This window comes from Streptosporangium sp. H13245 (assembly GCF_055690525.1).
Map to the genome: position 1 here is coordinate 26,583 of NZ_JBSZKT010000029.1, position 20,188 is coordinate 46,770.

Annotated in this window: 17 protein-coding genes; 11 read left to right on the forward strand and 6 right to left on the reverse strand. The window is 72.5% G+C overall.

The window, feature by feature from the left end:
• Positions 1 to 25 precede the first annotated feature (25 nt).
• Complete coding sequence (gene pafA / locus ACW9TB_RS29505; RefSeq protein ID WP_030904553.1) at positions 26 to 1,384, forward strand: Pup--protein ligase; 1,359 nt, start codon at positions 26 to 28, stop codon at positions 1,382 to 1,384.
• Between the two features lie 95 nt (positions 1,385 to 1,479).
• Positions 1,480 to 2,436, forward strand: coding sequence for an FKBP-type peptidyl-prolyl cis-trans isomerase (locus ACW9TB_RS29510; RefSeq protein ID WP_472751344.1), 957 nt, complete (start codon positions 1,480 to 1,482; stop codon positions 2,434 to 2,436).
• A 161-nt stretch (positions 2,437 to 2,597) separates the two neighbouring features.
• On the opposite strand, the gene ACW9TB_RS29515 is transcribed toward ACW9TB_RS29510, so the two are convergent.
• Entirely contained in the window at positions 2,598 to 3,683 is a 1,086-nt protein-coding gene (locus tag ACW9TB_RS29515; RefSeq protein ID WP_472751345.1) for a DUF3866 family protein, read from the reverse strand.
• Between the two features lie 39 nt (positions 3,684 to 3,722).
• Here ACW9TB_RS29515 and ACW9TB_RS29520 point away from each other — a divergent pair, with 39 nt between their 5' ends.
• From ACW9TB_RS29520 to ACW9TB_RS29550, 7 genes are all read left to right on the forward strand, one after another.
• Positions 3,723 to 4,679, forward strand: a complete 957-nt coding sequence (locus ACW9TB_RS29520; RefSeq protein WP_472751346.1) for a helix-turn-helix transcriptional regulator — start codon at positions 3,723 to 3,725, stop codon at positions 4,677 to 4,679.
• The gene (locus ACW9TB_RS29525; protein ID WP_472751347.1) at positions 4,676 to 5,632 is read left to right on the forward strand and encodes a helix-turn-helix transcriptional regulator; all 957 of its coding nucleotides are present in this window, start codon (positions 4,676 to 4,678) and stop codon (positions 5,630 to 5,632) included. Before ACW9TB_RS29520 ends, ACW9TB_RS29525 begins: the two co-directional genes overlap by 4 nt.
• Positions 5,633 to 5,656: 24 nt before the next feature.
• Positions 5,657 to 5,911 carry a hypothetical protein gene (locus ACW9TB_RS29530; protein ID WP_472751348.1) on the forward strand — a complete coding sequence of 85 codons (255 nt, stop codon included), beginning with the start codon at positions 5,657 to 5,659 and terminating at the stop codon, positions 5,909 to 5,911.
• On the forward strand, positions 5,911 to 6,246 hold the full coding sequence (gene tatA, locus ACW9TB_RS29535) for a Sec-independent protein translocase subunit TatA (RefSeq protein ID WP_472751349.1): 336 nt from the start codon (positions 5,911 to 5,913) through the stop codon (positions 6,244 to 6,246). The genes ACW9TB_RS29530 and tatA overlap by 1 nt, the downstream gene beginning before the upstream one ends.
• Before the next feature lie 58 nt (positions 6,247 to 6,304).
• Complete coding sequence (tatC, locus tag ACW9TB_RS29540; protein ID WP_472751350.1) at positions 6,305 to 7,246, forward strand: twin-arginine translocase subunit TatC; 942 nt, start codon at positions 6,305 to 6,307, stop codon at positions 7,244 to 7,246.
• A gap of 17 nt (positions 7,247 to 7,263) precedes the next feature.
• Positions 7,264 to 8,139, forward strand: a complete 876-nt coding sequence (locus ACW9TB_RS29545; RefSeq protein ID WP_472751351.1) for a diacylglycerol/lipid kinase family protein — start codon at positions 7,264 to 7,266, stop codon at positions 8,137 to 8,139.
• Between the two features lie 145 nt (positions 8,140 to 8,284).
• Positions 8,285 to 11,014: a DEAD/DEAH box helicase gene (locus ACW9TB_RS29550; protein ID WP_472751352.1), complete on the forward strand. Its 2,730-nt coding sequence runs from the start codon at positions 8,285 to 8,287 to the stop codon at positions 11,012 to 11,014.
• Here the strand turns inward: ACW9TB_RS29550 and ACW9TB_RS29555 are convergent.
• The 3 genes from ACW9TB_RS29555 to ACW9TB_RS29565 all read right to left on the reverse strand — a co-directional run bounded on the left by ACW9TB_RS29555 (position 10,996) and on the right by ACW9TB_RS29565 (position 14,675).
• On the reverse strand, positions 10,996 to 12,453 hold the full coding sequence (locus tag ACW9TB_RS29555; protein WP_472751353.1) for an RNB domain-containing ribonuclease: 1,458 nt from the start codon (positions 12,451 to 12,453) through the stop codon (positions 10,996 to 10,998). The two genes, ACW9TB_RS29550 and ACW9TB_RS29555, sit on opposite strands and share 19 nt — an antisense overlap.
• A 153-nt stretch (positions 12,454 to 12,606) precedes the next feature.
• Positions 12,607 to 13,509 (reverse strand): 5'-3' exonuclease, encoded by a 903-nt coding sequence (locus tag ACW9TB_RS29560; protein ID WP_472751354.1) that lies wholly within the window; start codon positions 13,507 to 13,509, stop codon positions 12,607 to 12,609.
• Between the two features lie 17 nt (positions 13,510 to 13,526).
• Entirely contained in the window at positions 13,527 to 14,675 is a 1,149-nt protein-coding gene (locus ACW9TB_RS29565; RefSeq protein WP_472751355.1) for a PP2C family protein-serine/threonine phosphatase, read from the reverse strand.
• Positions 14,676 to 14,969: 294 nt separating this feature from the next.
• Between ACW9TB_RS29565 and ACW9TB_RS29570 the strand changes: the two genes are divergently transcribed.
• Together ACW9TB_RS29570 and ACW9TB_RS29575 are read left to right on the forward strand one after the other, a co-directional pair.
• Positions 14,970 to 16,085, forward strand: coding sequence for a M24 family metallopeptidase (locus ACW9TB_RS29570; protein WP_472751356.1), 1,116 nt, complete (start codon positions 14,970 to 14,972; stop codon positions 16,083 to 16,085).
• Between the two features lie 369 nt (positions 16,086 to 16,454).
• Positions 16,455 to 17,618 (forward strand): acyl-CoA dehydrogenase family protein, encoded by a 1,164-nt coding sequence (locus ACW9TB_RS29575; protein ID WP_472751357.1) that lies wholly within the window; start codon positions 16,455 to 16,457, stop codon positions 17,616 to 17,618.
• 170 nt (positions 17,619 to 17,788) lie between these two features.
• Here the strand turns inward: ACW9TB_RS29575 and ACW9TB_RS29580 are convergent, their stop codons facing one another.
• Complete coding sequence (locus ACW9TB_RS29580; protein WP_472751358.1) at positions 17,789 to 19,198, reverse strand: dihydrolipoyl dehydrogenase family protein; 1,410 nt, start codon at positions 19,196 to 19,198, stop codon at positions 17,789 to 17,791.
• 218 nt (positions 19,199 to 19,416) lie between these two features.
• Entirely contained in the window at positions 19,417 to 20,187 is a 771-nt protein-coding gene (locus ACW9TB_RS29585; RefSeq protein WP_472751359.1) for a DUF427 domain-containing protein, read from the reverse strand.
• Position 20,188: the final 1 nt, after the last annotated feature.

Consider the following 20,188-nt stretch of genomic DNA (forward strand, 5'->3'; position numbering starts at 1 on the left):
GGGGTTCGGCGAATAGTGTGAGGCAATGGATCGTCGCATCTTCGGGCTTGAGAACGAGTACGGCGTCACCTGCACGTTCAGGGGGCAGCGGCGGCTGTCACCCGACGAGGTAGCGCGTTATCTATTCCGCCGTGTCGTCTCCTGGGGCCGATCGAGCAACGTCTTCCTCCGCAACGGGGCGCGCCTGTATCTCGACGTGGGAAGCCACCCCGAGTACGCCACCCCCGAGTGCGACAACGTCGTGGAGCTCGTCACCCACGACAAGGCGGGCGAGCGCATCCTGGAGGGCCTCCTCGTTGACGCCGAGAAGCGCCTCCGCGAGGAGGGCATCGCCGGGGACATCTACCTGTTCAAGAACAACACCGACTCCGCGGGCAACTCCTACGGCTGCCACGAGAACTACCTGGTGGGCCGGCACGGCGAGTTCGGCCGCCTGGCCGACGTGCTGATCCCGTTCCTGGTCACCCGGCAGATCATCTGCGGCGCGGGCAAGGTGCTGCAGACCCCGCGCGGAGCGGTCTACTGCGTCTCCCAGCGGGCCGAGCACATCTGGGAGGGCGTCTCCAGCGCCACCACCCGGTCGCGCCCGATCATCAACACCCGCGACGAGCCGCACGCCGACGCCGAGCGGTTCCGCCGCCTGCACGTCATCGTCGGCGACTCCAACATGAGCGAGACGACCATGCTGCTCAAGGTCGGCGCGACCGACCTGGTGCTCCGCATGATCGAGGCGGGCACCGTGATGCGCGACCTGTCCCTGGAGAACCCGATCCGGGCCATCAGGGAGGTCTCCCACGACATGACCGGGCGGCGGCGGGTGCGGCTGGCCAACGGCCGGGAGGCGTCCTCGCTGGAGATCCAGGAGGAATACCTCTCCAAGGCCCGCGACTTCGTCGACCGCCGTGGCGGCGACGAGATCAGCCACCGGGTGCTGGAGCTGTGGGAGCGCACGCTCAACGCGGTCGAGACCGGCAACCTCGACAAGGTCGCCCGCGAGATCGACTGGGTGACCAAATACCAGCTGATCGAGCGCTACCGCAAGAAGTACGACCTGCCGCTGTCGAGCCCCAGGGTCGCCCAGCTCGACCTCGCCTACCACGACGTGCACCGCCGCCGTGGCCTGTTCTACCTGCTGCAGAAGCGCGGCGCGGTGGAGCGGGTGGCCTCCGACCTGAAGATCTTCGAGGCCAAGTCGGTGCCGCCGCAGACCACCCGGGCCCGGCTGCGCGGTGAGTTCATCCGCAAGGCGCAGGAGAAGCGCCGCGACTTCACCGTCGACTGGGTGCACCTGAAGCTCAACGACCAGGCACAGCGCACCGTGCTGTGCAAGGACCCCTTCCGCAGCGTCGACGAGAGGGTGGACAAGCTCATCGCCGGAATGTGACGGTCATACTTCGGCAAGCTCGTCCCGGCCTTACCTCCTACGTACGCCGGGACGGGTAGTGTGGCGCGAACCTGACGTCTGCTTGAGGGATACCTATGCGCCGCCGCAGCATGGCCGTACTGGCCGCAGTGCCTCTGATGTTCGCCGCAGCATGCGGCTCCGGCGGGGGCGTGGCCACCGGCGCCTCCAGTCCTGCCAGCAGCAGCAGCGGGGTCACCGAGCTGCAGGTGACCGGGCAGGCCGGTGCCAAGCCGACCGTCGCCTTCCCGTCCAAGGTCGTCGAGACCTCCTCCTTCAAGGTGCTCACCCCCGGCACCACGGGGGAGGCCGCCCAGCTCGGCACCAGTGTCATCGCCAACTTCACCGTCTTCACCTGGGACGGCAAGGAGAACAAGCTCGCCGGGTCGACCTACGACGAGGGCGGGCCGCAGGTCATCACGCTCAACGAGCAGGTCCCGGAGATCCTCCGCAAGGGCTTCGCCGAGACCAAGGGCGGCGGCAGGTTCATGTCGATCGTCGCCAAGGACGCGCTGCCCGCCGAGCAGCAGGCGCAGGCCCCTCCGGGCCAGTCGCAGGTCTTCGTGGTCGACGTCGTGGGCGTCCCCCAGGAGAAGGCCGCCAAGGGCACCGCGACCGACCCCGGTCTCGACGGTGTCAAGGTGGAGAACCCAGCCGGTGACGCCGCGCCGAAGCTCACCACCAAGACCAAGGAGAAGGCTCCCAAGGAGCTCGTCGCCAAGACCGTGATCAAGGGTACGGGCCCCGAGGTCAAGTCCGGCCAGTCGATCCTGGTCCAGTACGCCGGGAAGATCTGGGGATCGGACGTCGAGTTCGACAGCAGCTGGTCCCGTGGCGGTCAGCCGATCATGTTCCAGATCGGGGCGGGCAAGGTCATCAAGGGCTGGGACCAGGGTCTGGTCGGCGTCCCGACCGGCAGCCGGGTGCTGCTGAGCATCCCGCCGGATCTCGGTTACGGCAAGGCGGGCTCCGGCGACAAGATCAAGGGCACCGACACCCTGGTCTTCCTGGTCGACGTGCTGGGCGCCTACTGACCCCGCCGATCCACTGATCCACCGGTTCACCGATCCACCGGGGTGACCTGCCCCGTCCCGGAGCCCGGCCGTGCGCGCACGGCCGGGCTCCGCGCTTCCCGGCCCACGGTCCGGCCTGCCGTCCGGGCCGTGGGCCGGTCCCGGTTTCGGGCGGAGAACCGCTACGGCAGCAGCGAGGCCGTGTGGCGCCCGGCGGCGGCCGAGGCCAGGAAGTAGGCCAGGTCCTCGTCCAGGCCCCGGCCCATCGTCGACAGCCGTACCGGAGACTCCCGCAGCGCCTCGTACAGCCCGTCCACCGGCACCTCGACCAGCTCGTGCCGCGCGGCGAGCGGGCGCGACTGCTCGGCCACCCGCCTGCCGAAGTCGCCGGGCAGCACGGGCACGGCGATCTGGGCCGGGGCCAGCGCCACCCGGCCGTAGGCGGTCAGCGAGTGGTGTGAGACCCCGATGTGACGCTCGCGCAGGTCGCCCTCGCTGACCCGCAGCGCCGCGACCGGGCGGCCCTCCAGGACGGCGGCGGCGTTGACCGCCTCGCCGGCCGAGACGCCGGAGAAACCCCAGCGGGTGCCGCTGCCCAGGTTGCCCGGCCCCTGGGTGACGATCGCGACGTCGGCCTCCAGGACGTGCCTGGCCGCCAGCAGGCCCGTGTGCGGGGTCACCACCTCCACGTCGCCGCCGAAGGCCTGGCCCGCCGTGACGACCCCGCACAGCCAGCCGGTCTCCCGCAGCCGCGCGCACGACATGGAGAACCAGGCGGGCAGCGCGCCCCCGTCGAGCATCACGTAGGCGACCCTGACGGGCGTTCTCCCGGGCTCGGGGGGGTTCTGCCCGTACAGGCCGCAGAGGATCGCGGGCAGGGCCGAGTGCAGGTCAGCGACGATCACCGGCATGCCGTCCACGGAGTCGGCGTCGCGCAGGACCTCGTGGAAGGGCGAATCCTGCTCGTCCGCGCCGAGGACGGTGGCCTGCAACGGGGTGTAGCGTGCCTTCACCAGGTGTCCGGGGCCTTGAGGATCTTGTGGCAAACGGTCGGGAACAGCCACCACCATGGCGTAGCCTCCCGTACCGAGACCCATCGCGAGCGCGGTCGTGTTGAGCAGCACCACGTCACCGGGCTCGGGGCGTCCCACCAGGGCGGGATAGGCGAGCGCGCGAGCCTCACCGTCCCCGGTGGTCACGTCGAGTTCCACCGCCCCCGGCCATTCGCGCCGGATCCGTACGACCTCACCCCTGCGCCATCTGATCACGGGGGAAGGGTAGCGTCACTCGAACAGGGAGGAGGCCGGATGTCGCGCCGGAAGACCGAGCGGCTGCTCAATCTCGTGATCTGCCTGCTGGCCACGCGGCGGCCGCTCAGTGCCGAGCACATCCGCCAGGCGGTGCCGGGCTACGACGCCGACAACGACGAGGCCTTCCAGCGGATGTTCGAGCGGGACAAGAACGAGCTGCGGGAGATAGGCATCCCGATCGAGGTCCACAAGGACCCGTGGGAGGAGGATCCGGGCTACCGGATCGTCCGCTCGGCGTACGAGCTGCCGGAGATCACCCTGGAGCCCGACGAGGCCGCCGTGGTGGGCCTGGCGGCCCAGGTGTGGCAGCGGGCCAGCCTGGCCGAGGCGGCCAGCGGGGCCCTGCTGAAGCTGCGCGCCGGGGGCGTGCAGACCGACGAGGCCCACGGGGTGCTCGGCGGGGCGCTGGAGCTGCGCGTCGACACCCAGGACCCCTCCTTCCCCGCGCTCTGGGAGGCCGTACGCGACCGGCGCGCGGTCCGCTTCGCCTACCGGGCGGCGGCCAGCCAGAACGTGCTCACCCGCACTGTGGAGCCGTGGGGCGTCGTCAGCCGCCGGGGCCGCTGGTACATGGTCGGCCACGACCGCGACCGGGACGCGCCGAGGGTCTTCCGGCTCAGCCGGATCAGCGGCACGGTCACCACCGTCGGCCGCCCCGGCGCCGTGGTGGTGCCCGAGGGCGTCGACATCAGGTCCATGGTCGGGTTCAGCGACGCCGCCGTCCGCGAGCGCACCGCCCTCGTCCGGGTCAGGCGGGACACCTGCCAGGGGCTGCGCCAGGTGGCGAAGGCGGTGCGGCCCGCCGGTGACGGCTGGGACGAGCTGGACGTCGACTTCACCGACCCCGGCAGGCTCGCCGGGTGGATCGTGGGCTTCGCCGCGGACGCCGAGGTGGTCGGCCCGCCGGACGCCCGTGACGCGGTCATCTGCCGCCTGAAGGGAGCACTCGCGTGAGCACGGCCGATCGCCTGCCCAGGCTGCTGGCACTGGTTCCCTACCTGATGTCGCACCCGGGGGCCCAGGTGCCCGAGGTCGCGAAGATTTTCGGGCTGAGCGAGAAGCAGCTCATCGACGACCTGCAGCTGGTGTGGATGTGCGGGCTGCCCGGCCACACCCCCGGCGACCTGATCGACGTGTCGTGGGACGGCGGGGAGATCGTCATCGACAACGCCGAGACCATCGCCCGCCCGCTGCGGCTGGGCGTGGACGAGGCCAGCGCCCTGCTGGTCGCGCTGCGCCTGCTCGCCGAGATGCCGGAGTTCGGGGAGCGCGACGCGCTGGCCCGGGTCATCGCCAAGTTCGAGCAGGCCTCGGGCGAGGGCGCGGCGGCGGTCAGCAGCCAGGTCGCGGTGGAGGTCGACGCCGCGCCCGACGCGCTGCCCAGCGTCAACGAGGCGCTGCGGAGCCGCAGGCGGCTGTCGCTGCGCTACTACGTGCCGGGACGCGACGAGATCACCCCGCGCGAGGTCGATCCGATGCGCCTGGTCGTCGTGGACGGCCGCCCCTACCTGTCCGGCTGGTGCTACCGGGCCGAGGCGGTCCGGCTGTTCCGGGTGGACCGGATGCTCTCCGTCGACGTGCTCGACGTGCCCGCCGCCCCGCCCGCGGACGCGGTGGCCGACGAGGTGACGCCCGGGGTGTTCCGGCCCTCGCCGACCGACGAGCTGGTGGAGCTGGAGCTGACCGCCGCGGGCCGCTGGGTCGCCGAGTACTACCCGTGCGAGCGGGTCGAGGAGCTCGGCGAGGGCCGCCTGCGGGTGGCCCTGCGGGCCAGGGACCAGGGCTGGCTGGTACGCCTGGCGCTGCGCCTCGGCGACACCGGCAGGGTGGTCTCGCCCGCCTCGCTGGACGAGAGCGTCCGGGCCGCGGCCACCGCCGCGCTGAATCGTTACGAGTCGGTTTTCTGACGTACGGATCTGGAGTCTCCCCACATGAGCTGGATCTTCGCCGCGATCTCGCTGGCCGTCGCGGGGCTGGCCGTCCTGGCCCTCCTGGCCGTCCGCGTGCTGCGTGCGGCCGCCGAGCTGGGCCGCGAGGTCGACCGCACGGAGGGGAGACTGGAGCCCGTTCGGGTTCTGTTCGGAGAGCGTACGGCGGCTGTACGGGGCCAAAGGGATGAGTCTGTCCCCGGGGGAGCGTACGATCGGGAGCAGATACTGCACGTCGCCCGGCGTAAGGATGTGTAATGCCCAACCTCGGACCCACTGAGCTGATCATCATCGGCCTGATTCTGGTGCTGCTCTTCGGTGCCAAGAAGCTGCCGGAAGCCGCCCGCGGGCTCGGCCGGTCGCTGCGCATCTTCAAGTCGGAGACCGCCAAGCTCCGCGACGAGGATGAGCCGCCGACCGCGACCGCCACGGTCGTCCAGGCGCAGCCCCAGCCCGCGGCCCCGGTCCCGCAGCCGATCCCGGCGGCGACCCCGGCCCCGGCTCCCCCGCTGAGCGCCGAGGAGGAGGCTCGCCGGCTTGAGGAGCAGGCCGCCCGGCTGCGCGCCCAGGCCGGAGCGCCCAGGTCGCAGTGATCGGCGGTAGCCTGAAGATCTACCCTGATCACCCGACTCGTCACCCCAGGATTCGCGAATGGCGCTGCTGAAGTGGCCCAAATCGGGCCGGAACGGGGCGGCACCCCCGCCCCCCGAGGCGGACGACGGTCGCATGCCGCTCATGGCGCACCTGCGCGAGCTGCGTAACCGACTGGTCATCGCCCTGCTCGGTCTGGTCGCCGGAATCGTCGTCGGTTTCATCTTCTTCGACCCGATCTGGTCTTTCGTCTCGGCCCCCTACTGCGGGCTTCCCCAGGCGCAGGAGCTGAGGCCGGGGCAGTGCACCATGCTGATCCTCGGCGTCTTCGACTCCTTCTTCGTGAACCTCAAGGTCGCGGCGATGTTCGGCCTCGTCGTCTCCTCGCCGATCTGGCTGTGGCAGATCTGGGGCTTCGTCACCCCGGGCCTGTACCGCAACGAGAAGCGCTACTCGATCCTGTTCATCATGCTGGCCGTGCCGCTGTTCCTCGCGGGCGCGGCCCTCGCCTACTTCGTGATGGACACGGGCCTGTCGATCCTGCTGGGCTTCGCCCCTCCGGGAACGCTCACCGGCATCACGATCGACGAGTATCTCGGCTACGCGCTGATCATGCTCATCGTGTTCGGCATCTCCTTCGAGCTACCGCTGCTCATGGTGTTCCTGAACATCATCGGGGTGCTGCCGCACGCGCTGGTGGCCAAGCACCGCCGCATGGTCATCTTCATCATGTTCGTCTTCGGCGCGGTCGCCACCCCCGGCGGCGACCCGTTCACGATGATCGCGCTCGCCCTGCCGATGGTGGTGCTCTTCGCCCTGGCCGAGGGGTTCATGTACCTCAGGGAGAGAAGGCGGTCCAAGCACGGCGACGACTTCTCCCACCTGTCCGACGACGAGGCCTCCTCCCTCGACGACGACGCCTCGCCCCTGGGCGACGTGGTCCCCGTCGGGGAACCGGCTCCTATCGATTCGAGAACGACCGACACCGACCCCGGCAGATAGGGGATAAGTTCCGGTCTGTGCCCGCAGAGATCGCAGTCCTCGTCAACCCCGCCGCCCGCGGCGGCCGTTCGCGGGGGCTGCTCTCCCCGGTGCTCGACCGCCTGAGGCAGGGCGGGCGCGAGGTCTCGGTGATCCTCGGAGACTCCGCCTCCGACGCCCTGGAACGCGCCTGCACGGCCGTCGCCGAGGAGCCGGAGGCGCTGGTCGCCTTCGGCGGCGACGGCCTGGTCCACCTGGCCGTCCAGGCGGTCGCGGGCAGCGGCGTGCCGCTGGGCGTCATCCCGGTGGGCACCGGCAACGACATCGCCGCCGCGCTCGGCATCCCCCTGAAGGCGCCGCTGGCCGCCGCCGACACCGTGCTGCGCGGGCGGGTGCGCACGGTCGACGCCGCGAAGGCGGGCGAGGACGAGTGGTTCGCCGGGGTGCTGGCCTGCGGCTTCGACTCCAGGGTCAACGAGCGGGCCAACACGATGACCTGGCCGCCCGGCATGGCCAGATACCTGGTCGCCCTCGCCGAGGAGCTGCGCTCCTTCCGGCCCATCCCCTTCAGGATCGACCTGGACGGTGAGGTCGTCGAGCGCGAGGCGATGCTGGTCGCGGTCGGCAACACCTCCTCCTACGGCGCCGGTATGCGCGTGTGCCCCGGCGCCGTCCCCGACGACGGCCTGCTGGACGTGACGATCCTCGGGGCCGTCCCCCGGGGGGAGTTCCTGCGTACCTTCCCCCGCGTCTACCGGGGCTCCCACGGCGCCCACCCCGCCGTCACCATGCGCCGGGCCCGCCGGGTGACCCTGGAGGCGCCGGGAGTGATCGCCTACGCCGACGGCGAGCGGGTCGGCCCCACCCCGCTGACGTGCGAGATCGTCCCCGGCGCGCTGGCGGTCCTCGTCTAGGCCCGCCGGGGCCCCAGCGCCGTTCAGCGCCGCCCTGTGCCGCCCTGTGCCGTTCGACGGCCTGTCCGGAATCGCCCGTGTGACCGGCCGGCCCCTGGAAGAAAGGGGGGGCGGACCGGAATCCCGATATCGGTAGGCTGGAGGCATGACGACCCCAGCGGAACGATACGCTGCCTTCCGTCAGAGCCAGGCCGAGAGCGGGCCGGCGCTGACCTCGTTCCGCGGCCTCTACGACTTCGAGCTGGACGACTTCCAGCTCGACGCCTGCCGGGCGCTGGAGGCGGGCGACGGGGTCCTCGTGGCGGCCCCCACCGGCTCGGGCAAGACCGTCGTGGGTGAGTTCGCGGTGCACGTGGCCCTGCAGGAGGGTCGCAAGTGCTTCTACACCACCCCCATCAAGGCGCTGTCCAACCAGAAGTACAACGACCTGGTCAAGCGGTACGGCGCCGACAAGGTCGGCCTGCTCACCGGTGACAACAGCGTCAACGGCGAGGCCCCCATCGTCGTCATGACGACCGAGGTGCTGCGCAACATGCTCTACGCCGGGTCCTCCACCCTGGCGGGGCTCGGTTTCGTCGTGATGGACGAGGTCCACTACCTCGCCGACCGGTTCCGCGGCGCGGTCTGGGAAGAAGTGATCATCCACCTGCCCGAGTCGGTGCGCCTGGTCGCCCTGTCGGCCACGGTCAGCAACGCCGAGGAGTTCGGCGAGTGGATGGGCGAGGTCCGCGGCGACACCAGCGTCATCGTCGACGAGCACCGCCCGGTCCCGCTCTGGCAGCACATGCTCGTCGGCAGCCGCATCTACGACCTGTTCGTCACCGGCGACGAGGACCGGCGCCCGCAGATCAACCCCAACCTCCTGCGCATCGCCAAGGACGAGGAGCGCCAGGCGTACGGCAGGGGGCGCCGAGGCTACTCGCGGCCCCGCAGGAACGGACCGCCGGACCGGGCGGCGGCGATCGAGCGCCTGGACGCCGACGCCCTGCTGCCCGCGATCACGTTCATCTTCTCCAGGGCAGGCTGCGACGCCGCCGTCATGCAGTGCCTGCACGACGGCATCCGGCTCACCGGCGACGCCGAGCGCCACGAGATCCGGCAGATCGTCGACGAGCGCACCGCGCACCTGCCCGACGAGGACCTGGGCGTGCTCGGCTACCTGGAGTGGCGCGACGCCCTGGAGCGCGGCCTGGCCGCCCACCACGCGGGCATGCTCCCGACCTTCAAGGAGGTCGTCGAGGAGCTGTTCACCCGGGGCCTGGTCAAGGCCGTGTTCGCCACCGAGACCCTCGCGCTGGGCATCAACATGCCCGCCCGCTCCGTGGTGATCGAGAAGCTCGACAAGTGGAACGGCGAGACCCACGCCGACCTCACCCCCGGCGAGTACACCCAGCTCACCGGGCGGGCCGGGCGCCGCGGCATCGACGTGGAGGGCCACGCGGTCGTCCAGTGGCAGCCGGGCACCGACCCGCTCCAGGTCGCCGGCCTGGCCAGCACCCGCACCTACCCGCTGCGCTCCAGCTTCCGGCCCTCGTACAACATGGCGGTCAACCTCGTCGGCCAGGTGGGCAGGGAGCGGGCCAGGACCCTCCTGGAGTCCTCGTTCGCGCAGTTCCAGGCCGACCGGGCCGTGGTGGGCATCGCCAAGCAGGTGCGCCGCGCGGAGGAGGCCCTGGAGGGCTACCGCCAGGCGATGACCTGCCACCTGGGCGACTTCGAGGAGTACGCCGCGATGCGCAGGGCCCTGTCCGACCGGGAGGCCGAGCTGTCGCGCCAGCGCGGCGCGGCCCGCAGGACGCAGGCGCTGCGCTCGCTGGAGGCGCTCAAGCCCGGCGACATCATCAGGGTGCCCGGCGGGCGCCGCGCCGGTCTGGCCGTCGTCCTCGACCCCGGCCTCAACTCCCGGGGCGAGGGGCCGTCCCCGCTGGTGCTGACCATCGGCAAGCAGGTCAAGAAGCTGTCACCGGCCGACTTCCCCGTCCCGGTGGAGCCGGTCGAGCACCTGCGCATCCCGAAGAACTTCAACGCCCGCTCGCCCAAGGAACGGGCCAACCTGGTCTCCTCCGTGCACGCCAAGATCGGCGACCGTGACTTCGGCAAGCCGGTCAGGGCGCGCGACCACGCCGCCGAGGACGACGAGATCAACCGCCTGCGCCGGGAGATCCGCCAGCACCCCTGCCACGGGTGCGACGAGCGCGAGGACCACGCCCGCTGGGCCGAGCGCTACCACAAGCTGCTCCGCGAGACCGAGGGCCTGCGCCGCCGGGTCGAGGGCCGCTCGCACGTCATCGCCCGCACCTTCGACAAGGTCTGCGGGGTGCTCGACCAGCTCGGCTACCTCGACGGCGAGAGCGTCACCGCCGAGGGCCGCCGCCTGGCCCAGCTCTACACCGAGCTGGACCTGCTGACCGCCGAGTGCCTGCGCGCGGGGCTCTGGAACGACCTGGACCCGGCCGAGCTGGCCGCGTGCGTGTCGTCACTGGTCTTCGAGTCGCGGCAGGCCGACGACGCCCGCCAGCCCAGGATCCCCGCGGGAGCGGCCCAGAAGACGCTGGCGGACATGGTGCGCCTCTGGGGTGAGCTGGAGTCGATCGAGAGCGACCACGGCCTGTCGTTCATCAGGGAGCCCGACTTCGGCTTCGCCTGGGCGGCCTTCCGCTGGGCCAAGGGCCACACCCTGGACGCCGTGCTCCGCGACGGTGTGGCCGGTGCGGAGCTGGCCGCCGGAGACTTCGTCCGCTGGACCAAGCAGCTGCTCGACCTCCTCGGCCAGATCTCCGACGCCGCCCCGGCGGGGAGCAAGGTCAAGCAGACCGCGGGCAAGTCGATGGACGCCCTGCGGCGTGGTGTGGTGGCCTACTCGTCCGTGACCTGAGTCCCGGTCCCCGGTTCGAAGCTGAAGCGGACCTCGCGGGTGGTCGGGTCGGCGCGCGTCAGCCGCACGCGTACGGTCTCCCCCAGCGGGAGCGCCTCGCCGTCGCAGCGGGCCACCACCGCCGGGTCGGTGACCTGCACCTGGCCCCACGGCCGGTCCTCGGCCACGTCGATCACCACGGCGTCGAACGTCTGGCCCACCCGCTCGCGCAGGACGAAGGCCTCCACCAGGTCCACGCACGCCCGCTCGACGCCGCCCGCGCGGCGCCCGGTGGCGTGCATGATCTCCGGCAGCTCGCCCATCGCCCGCTGGACGTCCTGGGGCACCGGCTCGCCCGCCGCGATGGCCAGGCAGATCTCCGTGGCGTAGCGGTCGACGAGGCGGCGCAGCGGAGCGGTCACGTGCGCGTACGGCGCCCCCACGGCGGCGTGCTCCGCCTGCGCGGGCGGCTCGCCGTTGAAGGCGACGTATCCGGCGCCGCGCAGCAGCACCGTCGACTCCTGAAGGAACGCGGCCTGCTCGGGGATCTTCGGGTCGAGGGAGTGCACGACGTCGCCGTACCCGGCGCCCTCGGGCCAGGGCACGCCGAGGGCGGCGGCCACCCGGCGGACCTGGGCTATCCTCTCGGCCGGGGCGGGCGGCAGCACCCGCAGCAGGCCGATCTCGGCGTCCAGCATCATGGAGGCGGCGGCCATGCCCGTCAGCAGCGAGATCTGCGCGTTCCACGCCTCGGCGTCCAGCGGGGCGCGCAGCTCCACCCGGTAGCCGTCACCGTCGGGGACGACCTCCTGGTCGGGGGTGGGCAGCGTCACGCCGCCCCTGGCCCGCTCCTGGGCGAGCCTGAGCCGGCCGATCTCGGCCAGCAGCCGCAGCGTGCCGTCGGCGGTGCCGGTGTCGATCGCGGCCTGCGCGTAGTCGTAGTCGAGCCGCTCGCGGCTGCGTACCAGCGCCCTGGTCACGTCCGCGCCCACGATCCGGCCCTCGGCGTCCAGGTCGACGCACCACAGCGCGGCGGGCCGCGTCACGCCGGGCAGCAGGCTGGCGGCGCCCTCGGACAGCACGGGCGGGTGCAGCGGCACGCGCCCGTCGGGCATGTAGACCGTCTCGCCCCGGACGCGGGCCTCGGCGTCGATCGCGCCGCCTGGCCTGACGAACGCCCCGACGTCGGCGATGGCGTACCAGACGCGGTAGCCGCCGGGCTGCTCCTCCAGGTGCACGGCCTGGTCGAGGTCCATCGCCCCCGGAGGGTCGATGGTGATCAGCGGCAGGTCGGTCCGGTCGAGCCGGGGCAGAGCGGGCACCTCGGCGACCCACTCGGCCTCGTCGACCACCGCCCGGGGGAACCCCTCGGGCAGTTTCATCTCACGGCGGATCCGTTCGAAACCGTCGTCGAGCCGCGGATGGGACTCTCCGGGCACCCGGATGCTCTTGTGAGGCACAGGGAGCAACCTACCGGCTCGCGGCGGCCCCCTCACCGGCCGGTCGGGACGACGGTGACCGGCGCGGCCCGGGGGCGAGGAGGTGAGGCCGTGCCGGACGTCGGCGTGGGGGCTGGGCGGTGGCGTGGGCAGGCTCAGCTGTGGCCAGCGGGGTCAGAGCGCGGAGGTCAGGCGCTCCAGCGGGCCGGAGAGGCCGTAGCGCTCGCTTAGGGCCGCCAGGGCCTCCGGGTCGCGCGGCTTGGCGGGAAGCGCGATGCCGACCTCGGGCAGGGGGGCGTCGCGGGCGACCTGGACCACCTCGGGGGCCACCCGCAGGTAGTCGCGGGCCGCCGACAGCTTGGCGCGCTGCCCGGCGGTCAGGTCATCGGCGCCCTCACCCCCGTCGACGGCGCGCAGCAGCGCCTCCAGCGAGCCGAACCGGGTGATCAGGGCCGCCGCGGTCTTGTCGCCCACCCCCGGCACGCCCGGCAGCCCGTCGCTGGGGTCGCCGCGCAGGGTGGCGAAGTCGGCGTAGGAACGGCCGGGGACGCCGTACTTCTCGGCGACGGCCGCCTCGTCGACCAGCTGGAGGTTCTTCACCCCCCTGGCGGTGTAGAGGATCCGGACCGGCCGGGAGTCGTCGACCAGCTGGAACAGGTCGCGGTCGCCGGTGACGACGTCGACCTGGCCGCTCGCCCGCGCGGTGAACGTGCCCATCACGTCGTCGGCCTCGTAGCCGGGCACGCCGACGAGGGCGATGCCCACCGCGTCGAGCACCCGCTCGATCACCGGCACCTGCGGGGCGAGCGTGTCGGGAGTCTCCTCGGCGCCGCCCTCGGCGACCCGGTGGGTCTTGTACGTCGGGATGGCCGCCACCCGGAAGGCCGGGCGCCAGTCGGCGTCCATGCAGGCGACGAGTTCGGCGGGGGAGTGCCGCCGGACCAGCATGGCGATCATGTCGATGACGCCGCGCACCGCGTTGACGGGCATCCCGTCGGGCGCGGTCATCGACTCGGGGATGCCGTAGAAGGCGCGGTAGTACAGCGAGGGGGTGTCGAGAAGCATCAGGCCGGGCATGGCGACCATTTAACCAATCAGCCGAGCACCCCGATCGCCAGAACGCAGGTGTCGTCCTCCGGGTTGGGGCCGCCGATCACCTCGATGAGCCGGTCGAGCCCGTCGTTCGGGTCTCCTCTCAGCAGGGCCGCGGCCTCCATGGTCAGCGCGAGACCCTCGTCGATGTCGCGGGTGCGCCGCTCCACCAGCCCGTCGGTGAACAGCAGCAGGAGGTCGCCCTCCCGCAGCTCGACCCCGGCCAGCTCGTACGGCTCGTCGGGGGTGGCGCCCAGCAGCACCCCGGCGGGCGAGTCGAGCTGGGTGGCCGTCCCGTCGCGGACCAGGATCGGCGCCGGATGCCCCGCCTGCCCCCAGGTGAACCTCCTCGTGGCCGGGTCGAGGTGGCCGACGACCGCGGTCGCCGTCGTCTCGGGCATCCGGTGCAGCACGAGGTCGTTGAGCCAGGCCAGCAGCCTGTCGGGGGACTGGCCGGTCATCGCGAGGCCGATCAGGGCGTGGCGCAGCTGGGCCATCTGGGAGATCGCGGGCATCCCGTGCCCGGACACGTCGCCGATGGCGAGCAGCACCCTGCCGTCGGACAGCGGGACGGCGTCGTACCAGTCGCCGCCCAGACCGGGCTTGATCCCCGCCGCCACGTAGCGGACCGCGATGCGCGCGTGCGGCAGGTCGATGGTGTCTCCCAGGCCCGGCATGATCGCCTCGCGCAGCGCCATGCTCATGTCGTGCTCCTCCGCGACCTGCTCGCGGACCCGCAGCAGCTTGCTGCGCGACTCCGACATGATCCGCTCGGCGCGGCGGCGGCAGGTGATGTCCTGGACGACGCCGTGCACGATGGGAAGCCCGCCGGTCGCGACGGGGTCGAGCACGGCGCGCAGGTGGCGCAGCTCGCCGTGGCGGCGGATGCGGAACTCGACCTCCCCGGACTCGGCCCGGTGCACGACGGACCACAGCAGCCGGTCGAGGTCGGGCCGGTCGGCCGCCTCGACGTGACCGGTCAGGTCGCGCAGGGGGATCGGGCCGTCGCCGGGGACACGGCCGAATATGGTGTACGCCTGGTCGGACCAGGTGGACTCTCCGGTCTGGAGATCCCACTTGGTCCAGCCCATCTCGCCCATGCGCTCCGCGTGCGCCAGGCGTGCGGTGAGGAGTTGTCGCTCAACGGCCATGTGCTCGTCCGGCTCATCGCGTAACCGCTGCACCATCCCAGCGGCGGTCGGCGGGGCCGGATCGGTCACCTGGTCGTTTCGTGGGTGGAGGGGTGGCTGGTGGCCGCCCACTACGCCGACCATGTAGCTCGCTCTCGAAATGTGTGGCTTTACGGATATTTTGCCAACAAAATGTGATCGTACTTCAACAGATTGTAGTGGCGGGGTCGCCTTCGTGCCTTCCTTTCCCTGACTTTCGGTTCCCGGGCCGGGGCCGGACGCATCGCCGTTCCGGCCGGGATTAGATTGGTCGGTGTGACGACGGAGTCCTTTGACCTCTATCCCGTGACCCGCCTGGCCGCCGCCCGCGAGGCGGCCGCCGCCGCCGGGCTCGACGCGCTGCTGCTCACGCCCGGCCCCGACCTCCGCTACGTGACCGGGTACGAGGCCCTGTCGTCGGAGCGGCTCACCTGCCTGGTGCTCCCGGCCGAGGGCGAGGCGTTCCTGATGGTGCCCCGCCTGGAACTGCCCGCGGCCGAGCACTCCCCGGCGTCGCGGCTCGGCGTCGAGTTCGTTCCCTGGGACGAGACCGACGATCCGTACGCGGTCGTCGGCAAGCGCCTGGGCGCGGTGCGCAAGGTCGGCCTCGCCGACCGGATGTGGGCGATGCAGTCGCTGCGCCTGCGCGACGCGATCCCCGGCGCGGAGCAGGTGCTCGCCGGGACCGTCCTGCGCGGGCTGCGGATGCGGAAGACCCCGGCCGAGGTGGCGGCGCTGCGCGAGGCGGGGGCCGCGATCGACGCCGTGCACGCCCAGGTGCCCGGCTTCCTGCGGGCCGGCAGGACCGAGCGCGAGATCGGCAGGGACATCGCCGAGGCGATCATCGCGGCCGGTCACTCCACCGTCGACTTCGTCATCGTCGGCTCCGGGCCCAACGGCGCCAGCCCGCACCACGAGCTGTCGGACCGCGTCGTCCAGGAGCGCGAGCCGATCGTGGTCGACATCGGCGGCCAGATGCCCGGCGGCTACTGCTCCGACTCCACGCGCGTCTACGCCGTCGGCGAGCCTCCCGCGGGCTTCATGAAGTACTACGAGGTGCTCAGGCGCGCCCAGCAGGCCGCCTGCGACGCCGTGCGCCCCGGGGTGCCGTGCGAGGCGGTCGACGCCGCCGCGCGGGAGGTGATCGCGGCCGAGGGCTACGGCGACTACTTCATCCACCGCACCGGCCACGGCATCGGCCTGGAGACCCACGAGGAGCCGTACATCGTCGCGGGCAACGCCGAGCCGCTGAAGCCCGGCTTCGCCTTCTCCGTCGAGCCGGGCATCTACCTGCCCGGGGCGCACGGCGCCCGCATCGAGGACATCCTCGTCTGCACCGACGAGGGCGGCGAGCGGGTCAACCACCGCCCCCGCGAGCTGGTGGTCGTCTAGCGGCTCCTGGACGGCCGCGCCTGGCCGCGAGGCGGGTCTCGCCTCGTCTCGTACGGGCGCGGCCCGGTTCTCGCCCGGTCGCGGGGACGGGCACGGCTGCGGTCGCGGGCTCTGTCCATGGGGACGGGCGCGGGCACGGGTGCGGTTTGTGGGGACGGGCACGGCCGTGGGCATGGGCGTGGGGGCGGGTACGGTCGCGTGGCGGTGGTCGCGCGGCGGGTGTCAGAATCGGGGTGGCCGGTGACCCCGGCCGCCCTCTCGCCGCCCGTGCCGGGACCTCGCCGGGACTTCGTGCCGGGACCCGGGGTACGCGGGCGCGACCCCCTCCCCGTGACCCCGGGGCGGGGTCTCCACGCTGGAAGGACTCAGATGACCGTTGAGCGCGTTCTGCCGACCGGCGACGCCCATGACCTGATGGACCTGGTCCGCGACCTGATCGGCAAGGAGGTCGCGCCCCGGGCCGCGGCCGACGAGTCCGCCGGGCGCTTCCCCCGGGAGGTGTTCACCACGCTCGGCCGTACGGGGCTGCTCGGCCTTCCCTACCCCGAGGAGCACGGCGGGGCGGCGCAGCCGTACGAGGTCTATTTGCAGGTGATCGAGGAACTCGCGGCCGGTTGGCTGGCCGTCGGTCTCGGCCTGTCGGTCCACACGCTGTCGTGCTTCCCGGTGGCCGCCTACGGCACCGCCGAGCAGCGCGCCGCGCTGCTTCCCGAGATGCTGGGCGGCGAGTGGCTGGGCGCGTACTGCCTGTCGGAGCCGCAGTCGGGGTCCGACGCCGCCGCGCTGACGACCAGGGCGGTTCCCGGAGACGGCGGCTACACCGTCGACGGCGTGAAGGCCTGGATCACCCACGGCGGCGTCGCCGACTTCTACACGCTGATGGCCCGCACCTCGGCCGACGGCGCGCGGGGCATCTCCTGTTTCCACGTGCCCGCCGGGACGGAGGGGCTGTCGTTCGGCGTGCCCGAGCGGAAGATGGGGATGAGGTCCTCGCCGACCGCGCAGGTCCGCTTCGACGGGGTGCGGCTGGCGCCCGAGGCGCTGCTGGGCTCCGAGGGGGAGGGCTTCCGGATCGCGATGGCGGCCCTGGACGGCGGCAGGCTCGGCATCGCGGCCTGCGCCGTGGGCGTGGCCCAGGCCGCCTTCGACACCGCCACCGCGTACGCCGCCGAGCGCCGCCAGTTCGGCTCGCGGATCATCGACTTCCAGGGCGTCGGCTTCATGCTCGCCGACATGGCCACCCAGATCGCCGCCGCCCGCGCCCTCTACCTGGACGCCGCCCGGCTGCGCGACGCGGGCCGGCCGTACGGGACGCGGGCCGCGATGGCGAAGCTCTTCGCCACCGACATGTGCATGAAGGTCACCACCGACGCGGTCCAGGTCCTCGGCGGCTACGGGTACGTGGAGGACTTCCCGGTCGAGCGCCACATGCGGGAGGCCAAGGTCCTGCAGATCGTCGAGGGCACCAACCAGGTCCAGCGCCTGGTCATCGGCCGCGCCCTCGCCAGGGACGCCGAGAACGCCGGGCGGTGACACCCTCGGCGGCCACCCGCCGGTGACCCGCCGCGTGGCCCCGGCGGTGGTCCGGGCCGTGAGGGCACGTCGCCTCCCGGCCCGGACGCCCCGATCAAAACCCGGACGCCTTTTCAGGATCCGGACGCTTTTCAGGGCCCGGATGCCTTTTTTAGGGTCCGGACGCCGTGTCAGAGCCCGTACGCCTCCAGCAGCCGCAGCCAGATCTCGCTGACCGTGGGGAAGGACGGCACGGCGTGCCAGAGCCGGTCGAGGGGCACTTCGCCGACGACGGCGATCGTCGCGGAGTGCAGCATCTCGCCCACCGCGGGACCGGCGAAGGTCACCCCGAGCAGCACGCGGCGCCGCTCGTCCACGACGGCCTTGGCCCTGCCCCGGTAGCCGTCGCCCTGAAGGTAGGCCCCCGTGACCCTGCCCAGGTCGTACTCGACCACGCGGACGTCGAACCCCTCGGCGCGCGCCTGCGCCTCGGTCCGGCCGGCCGAGCACACCTGCGGGTCGGTGAAAACCACCTGCGGCGCGCCGTACGCGTCCGCCACGTCGCGCAGGCCGGGCAGGTCGTCGGGCTCGTCCTTGGCCCGCGCCGCGATGACGTCGCCGCACACCCGCGCCTGGTACTTGCCCATGTGGGTGAGCAGGGCGCGGCCGTTGACGTCGCCCACCGCGTACAGCCAGCCGCCGGGGACGCCGGTCGCGCGCATGCTGTCGTCGACCTCCACCGAGCTCCCGGCCTCCAGGCCGACGGTCTCCAGGCCGATGTCGCCGGTCGCGGGACGCCTGCCGGTGGCCACCAGCAGCTCGTCGGCCTCGACGGACGGGCCCTCGGACAGGTGGACCGTCACCGGGCCCCCGGGCGTGGGCCGCTCGACCCTCGTCACCTGGACGCCGGTGCGTACCGTGATGCCCGCCTCGGCGAACGACTCCGCCACCAGCTCCCCGGCGAACGGCTCCATCCTGCCGAGCAGCCCGCCGCGCGCCAGCACGGTCGTCTCCCGGGCGCCGAGCCCGTGCATGGCCTGGGCCATCTCGCAGGCCACCACGCCGCCGCCCAGCACGGCCAGCCGTCCGGGCACGCTCCTCGTGGCCGTCACCTCGTGGCTCGTCCACGGCGACGCCTCCGCCAGGCCGGGGATCGGCGGGACGGCCGCGTCGCTGCCGGTGGCCAGCACGACCGCCCGGCGGGCGGTCAGCGTGCGGACCGAGCCGTCCTTCGCGGTCACCGTGACCCGCCGGGGACCGTCCAGCCGCCCGTGCCCCCGGACGAACTCCGCGGGCACGCTCCCGATCCACTCGACCTGACCGGCGTCGTCGAAGTTGGACACCACCTCGTCGCGCCGGGCGAGCACGGCGGCGGTGTCGATCGGGCCCACCGTCAAACCGGGCACCCGGGAGACCTCGGCGGCCAGATCCACCGGGCGCAGCAGCGCCTTGCTGGGGATGCACGCCCAGTACGAGCACTCGCCGCCCGCCAGGTTGCCCTCGACGATCGCGGCGGTCAGCCCACCCCTGACCGCGCGGTCGGCGACGTTCTCGCCCGCGGGGCCCGCGCCCACAACCACCACGTCGAACTCGTCCGACACGACTTACCTCCCAGAGAGAACCGGCCCATCGACCGCGCGCCACCCCCGGCGGCACCGGCCGTACCAGCTTCGCACCCTCCGGACGGGACCGGGGCCATGCTCCGGGGTCCCGGCGGGTCGGGTCCGGCCCCGGTCGCGGCGGGAACCGCGGTCGGGGCCGGATCGGGGTCTGATCGGGGTCGGATCGGATCGGGGCGGGGAGAGGCGGGAATCCCGTCTCAGGACTCCGACAGGCGCTCGCTGAAGAGGGTCACGGGCCTTTCGAGCCTCACGCCGTCCACGACGATGTCGACGACCTCGTTGTAGAAGGCGACGTGGTCCCTGATCCTCTCGGCGGCCGGGATCGGGTCGGGGTAGGCCCACGCCACGTCGGCCGGGACGGACCCGCCCTCGCGCGCGGACCAGTAGGAGGCGACTCCCTTGTACGGGCAGCGGGTGCTGCTCGCCGTCGGTTCGAACAGCTCGAAGTTCACGTCCTCCGGGGGGATGTAGTAGCGGGTGGGCAGGCCCGTCTCGAACAGCAGCACCGGGCGCCGGGTCTCCGCGACGACCCTGCCGCCGATCTCGACCCTGACGTGCCGCGAGCTGGGCACCGGATCGACCCGCTTGTACGGGTCACGGGGATGGACGAAGATCTCCTCCTCCTCTTCGTACCAGTGGTCGAGTACCTCGCCGTCGTGCTGGAACCACTCGAACGCGATGTGATCGGGCAGGGCCGGGTAGCTCCACGCGGCGTTCGCGACGGTCTCGCCGCCGATCACCAGGTCGTAGAAGACCGTGGACCCCTCGTGGGCGCCGGTCGCCGGGTCGGCGGCCGGGCGCAGCAGGTCGGAGCGGACCTGGGACGCGGGGAACGCGTAGCGGGGCACCGGGTGCGACGTCTCCCAGACCAGGACCGGGTCGCGGCTGTCGACGACGGTGACGTCGCCCCTGGTCCTGCGGACCCAGCGCTCGCTGGGCTCCCAGTCGAACGTTCCGGAGGCGGGCACG